General features: G+C 57.5%; 19 protein-coding genes. 4 read left to right on the top strand and 15 right to left on the bottom strand.

Going from position 1 to position 12,048, the window contains the following annotated elements; translation table 11 throughout:
- Positions 1-160: 160 nt before the first annotated feature.
- Both HZB60_04115 and HZB60_04110 read left to right on the top strand, forming a co-directional pair.
- The gene (locus tag HZB60_04115; GenBank protein ID MBI5058955.1) at positions 161-451 is read left to right on the top strand and encodes a hypothetical protein; all 291 of its coding nucleotides are present in this window, start codon (positions 161-163) and stop codon (positions 449-451) included.
- 83 nt (positions 452-534) lie between these two features.
- Positions 535-1,134: a hypothetical protein gene (locus HZB60_04110; GenBank protein ID MBI5058954.1), complete on the top strand. Its 600-nt coding sequence runs from the start codon at positions 535-537 to the stop codon at positions 1,132-1,134.
- 426 nt (positions 1,135-1,560) lie between these two features.
- Here HZB60_04110 and HZB60_04105 read toward each other — a convergent pair whose 3' ends face one another.
- From HZB60_04105 to HZB60_04035, 15 genes are all read right to left on the bottom strand, one after another.
- On the bottom strand, positions 1,561-1,845 hold the full coding sequence (locus HZB60_04105) for a hypothetical protein (protein ID MBI5058953.1): 285 nt from the start codon (positions 1,843-1,845) through the stop codon (positions 1,561-1,563).
- A 15-nt stretch (positions 1,846-1,860) separates the two neighbouring features.
- The gene (locus HZB60_04100; protein ID MBI5058952.1) at positions 1,861-2,352 is read right to left on the bottom strand and encodes a hypothetical protein; all 492 of its coding nucleotides are present in this window, start codon (positions 2,350-2,352) and stop codon (positions 1,861-1,863) included.
- Positions 2,353-2,365: 13 nt separating this feature from the next.
- Positions 2,366-2,797: a hypothetical protein gene (locus tag HZB60_04095; GenBank protein ID MBI5058951.1), complete on the bottom strand. Its 432-nt coding sequence runs from the start codon at positions 2,795-2,797 to the stop codon at positions 2,366-2,368.
- On the bottom strand, positions 2,797-3,753 hold the full coding sequence (locus tag HZB60_04090) for a hypothetical protein (GenBank protein MBI5058950.1): 957 nt from the start codon (positions 3,751-3,753) through the stop codon (positions 2,797-2,799). Before HZB60_04090 ends, HZB60_04095 begins: the two co-directional genes overlap by 1 nt.
- Positions 3,754-3,757: 4 nt before the next feature.
- Positions 3,758-5,248 (bottom strand): DUF935 family protein, encoded by a 1,491-nt coding sequence (locus HZB60_04085; GenBank protein MBI5058949.1) that lies wholly within the window; start codon positions 5,246-5,248, stop codon positions 3,758-3,760.
- 3 nt (positions 5,249-5,251) lie between these two features.
- Entirely contained in the window at positions 5,252-6,787 is a 1,536-nt protein-coding gene (locus tag HZB60_04080; GenBank protein MBI5058948.1) for a hypothetical protein, read from the bottom strand.
- Positions 6,784-7,317 carry a DUF3486 family protein gene (locus tag HZB60_04075; protein MBI5058947.1) on the bottom strand — a complete coding sequence of 178 codons (534 nt, stop codon included), beginning with the start codon at positions 7,315-7,317 and terminating at the stop codon, positions 6,784-6,786. Before HZB60_04075 ends, HZB60_04080 begins: the two co-directional genes overlap by 4 nt.
- Positions 7,318-7,322: 5 nt before the next feature.
- Positions 7,323-7,634: a hypothetical protein gene (locus tag HZB60_04070; GenBank protein ID MBI5058946.1), complete on the bottom strand. Its 312-nt coding sequence runs from the start codon at positions 7,632-7,634 to the stop codon at positions 7,323-7,325.
- Positions 7,600-7,941, bottom strand: a complete 342-nt coding sequence (locus tag HZB60_04065; protein MBI5058945.1) for a hypothetical protein — start codon at positions 7,939-7,941, stop codon at positions 7,600-7,602. The genes HZB60_04070 and HZB60_04065 overlap by 35 nt, the downstream gene beginning before the upstream one ends.
- A 280-nt stretch (positions 7,942-8,221) precedes the next feature.
- Positions 8,222-8,596 (bottom strand): hypothetical protein, encoded by a 375-nt coding sequence (locus HZB60_04060; protein MBI5058944.1) that lies wholly within the window; start codon positions 8,594-8,596, stop codon positions 8,222-8,224.
- Positions 8,577-8,855, bottom strand: coding sequence for a hypothetical protein (locus tag HZB60_04055; protein MBI5058943.1), 279 nt, complete (start codon positions 8,853-8,855; stop codon positions 8,577-8,579). The genes HZB60_04060 and HZB60_04055 overlap by 20 nt, the downstream gene beginning before the upstream one ends.
- Positions 8,855-9,385 (bottom strand): hypothetical protein, encoded by a 531-nt coding sequence (locus tag HZB60_04050; protein ID MBI5058942.1) that lies wholly within the window; start codon positions 9,383-9,385, stop codon positions 8,855-8,857. Before HZB60_04050 ends, HZB60_04055 begins: the two co-directional genes overlap by 1 nt.
- Complete coding sequence (locus tag HZB60_04045) at positions 9,375-9,596, bottom strand: hypothetical protein (GenBank protein ID MBI5058941.1); 222 nt, start codon at positions 9,594-9,596, stop codon at positions 9,375-9,377. The genes HZB60_04050 and HZB60_04045 overlap by 11 nt, the downstream gene beginning before the upstream one ends.
- Positions 9,593-10,030 (bottom strand): M15 family metallopeptidase, encoded by a 438-nt coding sequence (locus tag HZB60_04040; protein MBI5058940.1) that lies wholly within the window; start codon positions 10,028-10,030, stop codon positions 9,593-9,595. The genes HZB60_04045 and HZB60_04040 overlap by 4 nt, the downstream gene beginning before the upstream one ends.
- 108 nt (positions 10,031-10,138) lie before the next feature.
- Complete coding sequence (locus tag HZB60_04035) at positions 10,139-10,819, bottom strand: helix-turn-helix transcriptional regulator (GenBank protein ID MBI5058939.1); 681 nt, start codon at positions 10,817-10,819, stop codon at positions 10,139-10,141.
- A gap of 394 nt (positions 10,820-11,213) precedes the next feature.
- Between HZB60_04035 and HZB60_04030 the strand changes: the two genes are divergently transcribed.
- Positions 11,214-11,675 carry a hypothetical protein gene (locus tag HZB60_04030; GenBank protein MBI5058938.1) on the top strand — a complete coding sequence of 154 codons (462 nt, stop codon included), beginning with the start codon at positions 11,214-11,216 and terminating at the stop codon, positions 11,673-11,675.
- 17 nt (positions 11,676-11,692) lie between these two features.
- On the top strand, positions 11,693-12,048 hold a 356-nt coding region (locus tag HZB60_04025), incomplete at its 3' end, for a hypothetical protein (GenBank protein MBI5058937.1).

Genomic DNA, 12,048 nt, shown 5'->3' with positions numbered 1-12,048 from the left:
AAGATTGTGGCCTTTTTTGCGTCTGGACGCTGATTAGGCCAGGAGGGGGGCCGAATAACCAATAAGCCCCGCCGGTCCTGTTGACGGTTTCTAACCTCCTGACCTTTATAAAAACCCTTTCGTAGAAAGAGGGGTTTGGAAAAACAACAGGAGACCCGCCATGAGATTCAAGGACATATTGGTTTATCCCAAGGTTGACGCGCTCAACCAGATATCCGACGCCAACGGGGCGCTGAAAACCGTCGCCACGCTGTTAAAATCGGCGGACGGCCCAGTCCTCCCCAGCCTGGACGGCGTGGGGGACGTTCTTCTTATCATCCACTCCGCCATTGACGCGGCGAGGGACCGGCAATTCGCCGCGCTTCTGGAAAGCGCCGCGGAGGCCGGAACCGGCGCACCGGGGTTTATTTTGCCGGTTTTTGACGCCGTCCCGGTGAAAAACCGGGGTTAAAACGCCCCGACCCAACACAACTGACGCGACCCGGCGGGATGGGCAACCCCATACTGCCGGGAAAACCATCAATGGAGGAGAACATGCTGATACCGGTGAGCGAAAAATACAGGATAACCACGAACGAACACCAGTGGTTTTTGCAGGAGAAATCCGGGAGGGAATGGAAGAACAAGAGATATTACGTCACCCTTGATGCGCTCATTGACTGGCTGACGGAATCCGGGGAGCCATCGGAAAATCTGGCTGGCGCAAGGGGGGTGCCCCCGAGGATATCAGAATTCAAGGGCCGCGTTAAATCGGCTTTTGAGGGAGTTGAGCTAAAGAGAGACGCCGGGGTGGGCGACGGGAAAAACCGGTATTCGCAAAGGATATTGGACAATCATTTGGACGCCGCCATCGGCCCGGCGATGCGGATACAGTCTTATATCTGCACAAGAAAAGACAATGTTGTGCGGGATGAGATGGCGTTCCGGGTTCTTTTCAAAACCCCCGGCGGGGGATGGGAGCCGGGACGGTTTTATATGCATCCGGTGCGGGCATTCCGGGAATTGTACGAAATAGGCGTCAGAAAATTGCCGGACAACCACTTTTTAGAGATGGAAAGTGAGATCTCGGGGGTTGAAAAGGAGATTTTTGAGGGAATCGAGGGTGTTTTGGCATGGTATCGGCGATTATGGTAAACAAACCCGCCACACGATGCCTCTTGCAGGGGCTATAACCCATTTAACTCCCGCCGGAGGGTGAAGGTTGGGACAAAGACCTTCACCCCCGCTTTTTTTTGGCTGGTTGGAGACTTTTAACCCCCTTTTTCGAACGCGAGTTAACATAATACCGGGACAAATTTGTCCCAACACCTCCCTCTAGGATTCAAAAAACTCCCTTCCGGCAAAAACTCTCACACATCCCATTGATTGAACAGGGTTTGAACGTTTTTGGACGGAGAAGCGCGCGGCGTAACGCATTTTTATTTACCGCGTTATTCCGGTGTTTCATCCGTGTTATCCGTGCGTTATGGCAAGGGATTTTACGCGCTCATTATTTTGCGTATAATTTATCATCACCAGCCCCACAACATTTTTAAACGTTTTTTATAACGGCGTTAAAAGTCAAACCAAATCTCCCCAGAAGTTACGGAATCCACCGACAGATTGGATGATTGTGCCCTCCGGGAATTTGCCATAACAGGTCCAGCGGACAGAGCTATAGGCGGGGACCTGGACGTAGTAATATTTTACCGTACCAATATATATCTGTGAGTCAACTGATGACGCCGTGTTGTTCACAATGTCCACATATGCCAGTTGCAAAGTTTGTCCAGCCGGGACGGTATAAGACGCGACGCCGGAAGATATCAGCGAAGGGAAATACAGGACATCCGGGTTGTAGCTCATTTCATGTCTCCTTTATCACGCGGACAACGGATACGCCGGGGCGGGGGCGGCGAGCATCGCCGCCTCATCGTTTGCCGACAGGGCGGCGGCCAGCGCGGTCTTCGCCGTGTTGTAAGCGTCCACCCCGGCCTGTATGTCCGCCTCCACCGCCGCGAGTTCGGCGGCGGAAAGAAGCGCAAGCGCGGGGTTTGCCCGTTGCACGGCGGCCTGTTGGACTTTATTCTGCCCCCACTTTTTCTCGAACCTTCGCAGTCCCTCGGCCTTCCACCCGGCTTTGATTTCAGCATAAAGTCCGGCCAACCGCCAGACGATGAAGCCGGGGTCTGTGTCCAGCGCGGCCGACGCCGCGTCTGTGGGGCGGGGGCCTAGTTTGGCGTCATCCCAACCGGCGACATAAAGGCCGCCTCCATCGTCCATTATCTGGACATCTTTTGAAAACGTGGTCTCACTTACCGCATGGCCGGCCAGCGTGAGCAGATATTCAATCTTTAACGGCAACGTGTTCATTGTGATTATCTCCTTATGCGGCCCTTAGGAGGACGCCTTCAAAGCGGGTAGCAACGTCATTCCCGTAAATTGTTCTGGCCACGCCGGGAGCGTTGAGTGATGCGTGGATTGTGTCCCCGGCGGCAAGGGTCAGGACCTGGGTCACGACAGTGAATATGTCGTTTGTATATCCTTGTCCCTTGGCGACATTAGTTGAGGTGTTTTTATATAGAAGGACATATGCGCTATATGCCCCTGAATTGGCGTTGAAATTCACCGACGCGGTGAATTCGTACACCCCGGCGACGGGGGCGGTGAACTTGTATGTGGCGGTGTTGAATCCACCACCCACGTTTTCCGCCGCCGTGTCGAACTGGACTATGGCGGTGGTGTTCAGGGTGACGGACTGGGTGGCGGCGCTCATTGTGGCGCGGAACATTATTGCCGGGTGCGCGGGGTAAGACATTACATGACCCTCCACACGTTTCCATCAGTGATGACCGTGATGGACTGGTTCTGAACGGTAAGAACAAAGTTTGCCGCCCCGTTTATAAGAACGCCGCCCCCGTCGCCGGGGGCCTTGGTGACTGTGACGGTGTTCGCCGAGGAATCCGTCTTTGTGATCGCGACTTCCTTGTTCGCGTTCCCCGTGACGGTGGGGAGGTACATGGTGGATGAGCCGCCGGAGGCGTCGAACCAGACCGCTTCGGACACGGCGGACTGGTATGGGCTGTTCGTTAAGGTTTTTGAAACGACAGTGAACCCGGAGCCGCCGCCCGTGGACGGAGTGACAGGCTCCCACTGGCCGGAGGTTGAGTTGTACTGCAATTCCTGCCCGTTGGCGGGGGCGGTGGCGGAAACGGGCTTGCCCTGGATTTTGTCCGCGTTCCATTGCGCCGCCGTATTCCCTACCTGCGCCGCCGTGACGGCGTGGGGATTGGCGGCGTCCAATATATGCGACTGGATGTTCGCGTTGGCCGGTTCATACGCCCCGGTGTGGTCGTGATCGCTTTTGGCGGGAGTTACCGCCGCGCCGCTTCCGGCGAGGTTCGCCTGGCGGAGGATCGTTGCGTCCACCGGTTCGTATGTGCCGGAGTGATTATGGTTGCCCGCCGCCGCCTGGTTCGAGCCGCCGCCTATGGTGTGATGGAGCGCGGTCCCCGCGCTGTCCGTGTCCGGCGCGTTGTGGCTTTCGGCCTGGACGTGTGTGTGCCCAACGGGGGAGGCCCCGGCCTGCGCCGCCGTGACGGCGTGGGGATTGGCGGCGTCCAATATATGCGACTGGATGTTCGCGTTGGCCGGTTCATACGCCCCAGCCGGGGCCGCGCCGACATCGGCGGGAGTCAGGACCACATCGCCTGTCTTCGTGTTGACGGAGTTCACCGCTCCGCCAGCGCCGCTATTCTTTTTACCTATCCACATGTTTTCACCTTTGAGCGTTGCCCATGCCGAGCAGTTTTGCGTTTATCCCCGCGTTCTCCAGCGCTTTCACAAGCGCCGGGGGCGGGGCGGATTTCAGGATTTCGGAGAGGCGTTCCGAAAACAGTTTTATGTCTTTCGTCTCATCCAATAGCGCCAGCAGGCCGTCCACGCGGTCGCCGATCAGCGTTTCATATTCCCCGGCCAGGGCGTCCGCCCCTTCGATGAGCGCCAGCTGGTCCGCCGTGTTCCTGCCGCGCAGGTCCGCGATGACGCCGGAGGCTTCCGCGAAAGAGGCGGTAGATGAGGCGGAGGCAGGGGCACGGCGCGCCGTGCCCGTACTGGCGGCCTCCACAGGCTCAAATCCGTCGCCGTAGATTTCGATCACGGATTCGGCGGTGCGTTTATAGCCCATAGCAAAAAGGTTTTTGTCCGTTTCGCTCTGCATCTTCAAATCCGGTTCTTCCTCCACGCGCCGCCACACCTTGGGAGGGATCGCGCCGGGAAAGTTCCATTCGGTGAGCCACCTGGCCACGGATTCATTAAAGGAGGAACAGACCAGGTCGGCGTCCGCCTTCACCACGTCGTCCCGCACATCGGAATGGACCTTGGCCTGGGAAAGGGACGACCCATTGTCCGTGGTCATGGTCTGGCTTAGCACCACTTTGGATATGGCCGCGTCCATTCGCGAAATGAACGTGTCGTAATCGGCGGAGCCGCGCCGGGCCGCTTCGATCAGGTCTATGGCCATCCCTTCGGGGAGGATCACGCCGGCGTCTGTCTGGATCGCGGAGAGCGCCTGCAAAAGCCTGTTTTTTTCTTCTTCCGACGCGCCGCGCGGATAACTCCCTTTCGCGGTGGGCGCGCCGAACTTTTCCAAAAAGACCGCCCAGAACTTCATCCCGTTGCGCTTGAACCACACCGGCCAATAAAGGTAATGGGCAAGGCCGAGGCCGTAGGGATTGTCGTCGTGGAACGAGCCGGTGGAAAATGTCCAGAATTTTTTCTCCGGCAAAAGTTCGCCGGTCATCATGTTCCCCATTGTCAGCAGGCGCAGCTTGCCTTCCGGGTCATAGCGGAACCTGCGTGGATTGCGGACTTTTATTCCGCTGATGACGACTTTACCCCCCTCCGCCGCCCAAAGGACTTCCGCCACGGCGTGGCCGAAGAAAACGCCGTATAGCATTTTGTCCGTCACATTGTCCCACCCGATTTTTTCAAGCTGGGCCTGAAGGAAATCGGCGGCCTGTTTATCCTTTGGCGAATCGCCGCCGGGCTTGATTAACCATTCGGCGGAGATCACGGCGGACCGGCGCTGGGTGAAGGTGGACTTCACCTGGTCGTCACGCAAGACCTCTTCATATATTTTCAGGTCGCCGCCACGGGAAAACAGGATGGAGTCCTGCGGCGGCTGGAGCGCGCCGATCCACGGCTGGGTGATATCGCGCCCGCGCCCGGTGGTGGCGATTTCAATAAGTGGCGGCTTTTTATCGCTCATCTTTCAATACCCCCTTAAGTCCATATGCCCGGCCACGACTCCGAAACCCCTGTCCTCATGGATATCCAGCGAGCCGCCTGCGATGGGGGAATCCTCCCATGCGCGAGCGGAAGCGCGGGGCTGGTTTAGCGCTTCAAACTCTATCGGCCCTGTGTCCCGCGTGGCGGCGTAATGGGCAAGGGCAAGGGCTATGGCGCTGTCCGCATGTCTTTGTTTTCCGTCTTTTCCTTTTTCTCGGACGTCCGGGATTTTCGGGATTCCCTTTATCACCTGTATCTGGCGGAGGTCGGCCAGCACGTCGGCGTCACGCGGGATTTTCAGCCGCCCGTCCTCAAACGAAGCCCGGAACCGGGGCATGTTTTCCACATACCAGGGATTGTTGAACATCACCTGGGCGATGCGGGAACCGTAGCGTTGCGCGGCGACTTCCCCCAGATAGGCCCCGTTGCCGGTGGAATCCAGCGCGCCGCCCAAAAGCTTTGGCAGGCCGTCGGCTATGTAAAAAAGGATTTGCTCCTGCTGGTGGAACGGGACGTTGAAAAGCTCCACCATAAAAGGGACGGTGTACGACAGATTTTGTTCCCGCGCGATGGGGGCGATCACGGAGAGGTCCGCCTTGCGCCCGAAGTCCACCCCGAAATAATGCCTGCAATGGCGGTTTAACGCCGTTAACAGGGGTTTTATCCGCTCTTCACACCATGTTGCTATCTCGGCCCGGCGGACATGCTCCGGCAGGTTCACGAATTTCTCCGGGGCGGAGTAGCGGACGACCGGGGCGGTGAACATGGCCGCCTCGATGAGGGCGCGGGAGAGATAGGCTCCGCCGGAATTGGCTGGAACGCAGAAAAGCTCCTCCTGGGCGGAGTCCCCGTGCGCTTTGACTATCTCATCGCGCCACGTTTGTTCGCCTTCCGGCGTCCATGCCTGGTTGGTGACAAGGCATATCCTTCTATATAGGCCAGCCTCCAAAGCGTCGTCGAAGGTGGCGCGGTGGACCGAATAGTCCAGCTTTCCCGCGCGGGCGTCGCCGACAAGGGAGTTAAAGGCGCTGTCCACCCCGTTGTGGGAGGAGATCACGCAGACCCTGCCGCCCCAGATGAGCATGGCCAGCGAGGCCTTCAGCAGGCCGGGCAGATCGTCGTGGAACGCGGCCTCATCTATCACCACCTTTCCTTGTTTGCCTCGAAGGTTGGTGGGGCGGGAGGAGAGGGCCGTTATCCGATGGCCGGAGGCGAAAACTATCCTGTATGTGAGGATGTCCTTGTCCTCATCACGGATTATTTCCTCGGCCACTTCTCCGGCGGCCAATTGATAGTTCCGCGCCCAGAACGCGCAATCGTTTATGTATTCGCGGGCCATCTCCCGGTTGTAGCCTATGTACCAGCAGTCCATGCCGCCGGAGCTTGCGGCCAGCAGGGAGGAATCCGCCGCGTCCGCCCAGCTGGCCCCGATGCGGCGGGACTTCTCCCACACCTTCACGGCGCTCGTGTCGGCCAGCCACGCCTGCTGATACGGCAGAAGGACGAACGGAGTTTTCATGCCGCGACTCCAAGGATGGACTTGCGTATCTGTTCCGCCGCTTCGTCGGACAGGCCGCCTTTTTTGGCGACTGTCACGGCCTCCTCGGCGGCGGCCTGGGCCTTTTCGCGCACCGCCTGGCGGTGTTTGTTCTGGGAAACGCTGGCGCGGGCAAGATCGGAGACGACGCGGCTTATTTTCGGCAAGGCCAATCTTGCGGCGTCCTCATCGCCAGCGGCGTTGAGTTCCATAAGGAGCGTGAACATTTTTTCCTGCGTCAGGCGGATCAGGGCCTCGTTGGTGGCCCCTTCATCGTCGCCCAGGGATTCCACAATCACGCGGGCCTGGTCCGTGGCCAGCTTCAACGCGCCAAGGCGTTCCTCGAACTTTTCCCCATACCTGTGCAGGGCGGACTTTGAGATGGCGAAGCCTTTTTCCGTGAGCCATCCGGCCAGCCCCTCATAGCCGGAGAAGCCGCCGGCCATGAGGCGGCGGTCCAGTTCCACCCGGAGGTTGTCCGGGATCGAGCCGATCTTTGATCGCGGCGGCATCGGAGTCACCAATACTTCGCCGGGCGCGCTATGCCAGCGTCGCACGGCACGGTGTATTCCACCACGTCTATCCCGTTGCGGGTGAGTTTGGCGAACCAGACCTGCGTGTCCTTGCCACCCACTTCCACCAGCCCCCGTTCCTCCAGATAGTCCAGTTCCTTCCTCAATTCCATCGGCGACAGGTTCAACTGCACGTCGGTGAGCACGCGCAGGATGGTTGTCTCGTTGGTGGACTGCGGACGGTTCAGGTTCACCGTGGCCAGGATGCGCCACCGCGCCTCCTCACGAATCGCTTTGGCAATGTCCCCGTTTTGCACAGCCGTTCTCCGATATGGTTTCAATTTTTTTGTAAATGCCGTCCAGCTTCGCGTCTATCGTGCTGGAGAAATGTATCCAGTCGTCCCGCCGGATGTATTTTTCCGGCAGGGAGACTTTAAGCTCCGTAAGCTCCCGCTCAAGCTCTTTAAGTTCGGACACATCCTCGCCGATGACCTTTTCGAGCGCCTCGAAGCGCTTGTCCAACTGGGCCAGGTGTTTTTCAAGTATCCATTTCACCACGCCGACAAGTAGCCCGCCGAAGCCGGCCATCACACCGCCGAGGGTTGATAACGTCTGCCAATCCATTCAATCATCCTTTTTAAATTGGCGGCCCCCCTGGACATGGAAAAGAGGGGCCGCCCCATCAACCGGGAGGAGTAGCCGCCGGTCGTTCACTGTTTATTCCCACGGCCAGGCGGAATCAGCCTCACCGGCCTTCTTTACCTTCCCGTACCACTCCGTCATCGCCTTGTGCCGCGCGGCGCACTGGTGATAGCGCCGGGCATTCTCTATCACCGCCAGCAGGACACTTGTTGGCGGAACAGTCCCCGCGCTTGCGTCCAGCGTTTCCAGCGGGCCGCAGTCCTTAACGAGTTCCCGGGGAGCCGCCGGATACTCCCGGAAGATCGCTTGCGGCGTTGAACAGTTCGCCCCAAGGGCGGCCAAGATCAACACAGCCAGGAGAGGCCACGGCTTTTGCTTTTTCATTTAACGTCCTCGCAATCGCGTTCATACGTTCCGCGTCCCGCCTGTCCGCGTCCACGGCTTCGGCGGAGATTTTCACGAACCTAAGCCGGAGGGCCTGGGTCTGCTTCGCGGCGGCCACAATGGCGTCCGCCTGGTTTGCCGCGTCCCACCGGCCCATGAACCACATGCCGGAAGCGCACCCGACAACAAGCGCCGCGGCGACATACGCCACCAGGCGCGCCAGCGGGGAGGCGCTAAGGACGGTAAACAGCATCGTTAGTCCCTTTGCCCGCGTCCCCTTGCGAGGGGAGTGAAACGGAGCCTGGCCCAAGCTTCATGCTTGCGAATTTCGAGGCCGCCGCCGACATCCCCACCCCCGCCAGATAGCACAGGAAAATCTCGCCGCCGAGCGTTCCGTTCACCGCCATGATTATCACTATGAGCGTCGCCGTGGCATAGGCCACGTTCGCCCAGATTTTCGCGTGGGACAGTTGGCCCGTGGCCGCGTCCGTTATCAGGTCTTTAAGCGGCATTACGGCGTCACGATCTCGTAGGCCGCGCTTTGCCGGTTGTCCCAACTGACCAGCACAAGCAGATGAGTTCCGGAGGTCAGCGGAGTCCACGGAAAACTTCCACGGCTCCCCACAGTGGACAGTTGGGATATAGACAAAGCGCCGTTATCATAAAGGGTGTAGTAAAACAGCCCGTTGACGTCGGTGATGGCCGTGTCCTCCCACGATCCGGTGTAGGAGGTGGCGCCTGTGGCCGCGCCGGTTGCGTCCACCGTGGTGACGGAGGATGCGGCCACGCTCACGATCCGCAACGATCCGGCGGTGGAGCCGGCGGTGTTGCTGTTTCCGGTGGACGCGCTGGTGTTCTGTGATCCGGTGTTCGTGGTGGTGGTGGTGGTGTCCCCCGCCAGTTTGTTGCCGCAACCGGAAAGCGCCGCCATGACTATCAGGCCAAGCGCGAACGCGGCGGCAAGGGCAATCGCGTGGACGCGGGACGATTTGACGTCGTTTATGAATTCCAACACCTCGCCTTTCATTTCGTTAACGTCCATTGTTCGCGCCCTCCACTTTGGCGGCCTCGGCCAGCACCGCCTCGAGGCCGTGTTCGGCCTTGATCCCGCTGACTTCCACGGAGCGGGTGATCTTGACCGTGGCCATCGCCGAGTTGGTTCCCACGCGGAGCGATTCGGCGGTGGCCCCGCAGGAGGTGAGAAGCGGTAAAACAACCACAGAGGCGCAGAGGCACAGAGTTTTAAAAGTCATGTCACGGTCTCCTTTTCAATTGTTCGTCTTTCCAGCCATTCACTGATCCGGCGGGCAACCGCGTCCGCCCCTATCGCGCTCATCGTTTTGAAGTCCATCCCGGCGGTTATCTGAAAATGCGGCGCCTCCTTGAAATGCGGCCAGCGCCCCGCCCATTCAAACCCGCACGATTCCCCGGTTTCCCCTATCTGATTCCACAGCGCAGGATTGTTCCATTCGGCCTTGCCGTTGATTACGGGGACGACATCCAGCGCCGCGCCGTATTGGTGGAAGGATTCGCCCGCCCGGGCCTTTGTGACGATCAGCCCCGGCTTTGTCCGCCCCTGCGCGTAGAGTTGGTCCTGCTCGGCCATCGAACGGTATGTGCAGGTTGGGATTATGTGGACGCCCATCTCGCCGCACCGGGCGATGAAAATCACGGCGGCCTTCTTCACCGGCGGCAGGAGCGTTTCAAGATCGCGATTCGAGGGGGAAAAGGGGGAATACGGGCTGGCCGGGGAGGGTTAGAACTCCCGCGCGGCCCAGATGACTTTAAAGCTAATTTAAAGAGAGGACGCCTCTACGCTTAAAGCCTCCAACTTTTTAGAAAAGCCGGAGGCGCGGCCATCTTGAATATCAAATAATATTCGGCTCTTTTCGAGAATGTCAAAGAACCTTTCTTTTTTCCCTTCTGCGATCAAATCCGCTAGCCAAATGACAATGACATCTCTACGGTCATTCTCTTTGCTGATGCCTATCTGTAAATCACGACATTCCTTGAAGGTTTGTTTATAGGTTTCCAGCTTTGCGTCTTCCAACATTTCAATGACACGGGCTATCTCTTCATAAATAAACTTGTCCCTTGAGTTTCCAGCCTTAATTTTAATTGCCGCGTTGTATATGCCAGCGGAATATTTCCCAAAGTTGTAATAGTTTTCATGCCTAAAAAAACTTTTCAATAATTGATGATGAAAATCCCCGGTTATATTGGACAAAAGGTTTTCGTTTACTCTTTTTTCCTGTTCCTGGCTATTAGCTGTGCCTTCTCCTGTCAATAACCACGCAGGACTTACTTCATAGAGTTCGCATATTTTAAGAATCGAATCACAATCCGGGCTTGGCTTCCCACTTTCCCATTTCGCGATCGTGTTTCTATGAACGCCCAGGACTTTAGCGAAATCACCCTGCGACAGACGCTTTTCTTCCCTTAATTCTTGTATTCGAGAGCCAACACCCTGTCTCAATGCACACCTCCTTTGTCAATTGCACGTTTTTAGCTTGCAATGCACTTTATAGAGTGCTATCTTGCACACCATAAGTTACATCCGTTCCTTTGAAAGGCAAAAGATGCTATCCCCTAACCAGATACGTTCAAGGCTGATTCTTAAAGGTCTTGGGCCAACAAAAATTGCCAGAGATCTGGGGGTTGTTTCCCAGAGTGTTTCAAAGGTTATCCACCGCCGAATGATCTCGCGGCGCATTCAAGCCGCTATAGCGGCCCGCCTCAATCTCTCATATGAAAGAGTTTGGGGCGTTGCCGACAATAGAAGGAACGCCGCATGAGAATCTTCCTTAATCCACCGGCCTCAAGTTTAACAAACCCCGCCTTTAACGGCATGTGAAAAATGGGGCTATAAAATGACATTGAAAAAGGGCGCCCCGGCAAACCAGCTTTCCTTACTAGACGGTGACTTTTTCTTTGCAATACCTAAAAAGCCGGATGCGGCGAACGACTTCCGCGATCTGGACTATGAAGTGGCCCGGGCCTTGGGGGACATTCTATGTGAAGCGCCGCTAGACCGGAAAGAATTGGCGGCGAAAGTATCCGCCGTGCTTGACCGGCATATTTCCATCCATATGCTAGCCAACTATTCCAGTCCCGCCGCCGAGGATCACAGGCTTCCGTTCAGCGTCGCCCTGGCCCTCGATGTTGTTTTGCAAAAGCCGGCCATGCTCGACTTTTACGCGAAGCGGCTTGGGGGAATAGCTTTGATGGGCGAAGACGCCTTGCTTGCCGAACTGGGGCTTCTGGAAAAGCAGGAGATGAAGTTGAGGGCGCGGAAAAAGCTCGTTCAAACGCTTCTTAAAAACGGGAAATAACAAAAGGAGGATCAGACATGGGACTGCCAGCCGTAGTTGAGTTCAAGGGACAGGAACTGGAGGTTTTGGACAGAGATGGGAAGCCGTGGTTAGCGAGTCCGCAGATTGCGGACGCGCTAGGGATGTCGAAAGGAAGCGAAGGCGTCGGCAAAATCTACCGCCGCCATCAAGAGGAGTTTGACAGCGCCATGACGAGGTTGATTATACATCCCACCCAAACTGGGAGGGATGTCCGCATCTTTTCACCACGCGGGTGCCACCTAATCGGGATGTTCGCCCGGACGGAGCGGGCGAAGGCGTTCCGCAAGTGGGTTCTGGACGTGTTGGAAAAGCTGGGGGAAGGGGCAAGCGCCGCCGGGCGGGAGCAGATGAG

Source organism: candidate division KSB1 bacterium (assembly GCA_016214895.1).
Classification (GTDB): Bacteria; Electryoneota; RPQS01; order RPQS01; family RPQS01; genus JACRMR01.
Note: the sequence above shows the minus strand (reverse complement) of the source record. Positions and strands in the feature narration are given on the sequence as shown.

Bases quoted from the DNA above. Each gene is read 5' to 3' on its own strand.
- HZB60_04080 (MBI5058948.1), bottom strand. From the start codon at position 6,787: ATGAAAACTCCGTTCGTCCTTCTGCCGTATCAGCAGGCGTGGCTGGCC.
- HZB60_04100 (MBI5058952.1), bottom strand. From the start codon at position 2,352: ATGAACACGTTGCCGTTAAAGATTGAATATCTGCTCACGCTGGCCGGC.
- HZB60_04085 (MBI5058949.1), bottom strand. From the start codon at position 5,248: ATGAGCGATAAAAAGCCGCCACTTATTGAAATCGCCACCACCGGGCGC.
- HZB60_04105 (MBI5058953.1), bottom strand. From the start codon at position 1,845: ATGAGCTACAACCCGGATGTCCTGTATTTCCCTTCGCTGATATCTTCC.
- HZB60_04090 (MBI5058950.1), bottom strand. From the start codon at position 3,753: ATGTGGATAGGTAAAAAGAATAGCGGCGCTGGCGGAGCGGTGAACTCC.
- HZB60_04065 (MBI5058945.1), bottom strand. From the start codon at position 7,941: ATGGATTGGCAGACGTTATCAACCCTCGGCGGTGTGATGGCCGGCTTC.
- HZB60_04075 (MBI5058947.1), bottom strand. From the start codon at position 7,317: ATGCCGCCGCGATCAAAGATCGGCTCGATCCCGGACAACCTCCGGGTG.
- HZB60_04115 (MBI5058955.1), top strand. From the start codon at position 161: ATGAGATTCAAGGACATATTGGTTTATCCCAAGGTTGACGCGCTCAAC.
- HZB60_04095 (MBI5058951.1), bottom strand. From the start codon at position 2,797: ATGTCTTACCCCGCGCACCCGGCAATAATGTTCCGCGCCACAATGAGC.
- HZB60_04030 (MBI5058938.1), top strand. From the start codon at position 11,214: ATGACATTGAAAAAGGGCGCCCCGGCAAACCAGCTTTCCTTACTAGAC.
- HZB60_04055 (MBI5058943.1), bottom strand. From the start codon at position 8,855: ATGCCGCTTAAAGACCTGATAACGGACGCGGCCACGGGCCAACTGTCC.
- HZB60_04050 (MBI5058942.1), bottom strand. From the start codon at position 9,385: ATGGACGTTAACGAAATGAAAGGCGAGGTGTTGGAATTCATAAACGAC.
- HZB60_04110 (MBI5058954.1), top strand. From the start codon at position 535: ATGCTGATACCGGTGAGCGAAAAATACAGGATAACCACGAACGAACAC.
- HZB60_04060 (MBI5058944.1), bottom strand. From the start codon at position 8,596: ATGCTGTTTACCGTCCTTAGCGCCTCCCCGCTGGCGCGCCTGGTGGCG.
- HZB60_04045 (MBI5058941.1), bottom strand. From the start codon at position 9,596: ATGACTTTTAAAACTCTGTGCCTCTGCGCCTCTGTGGTTGTTTTACCG.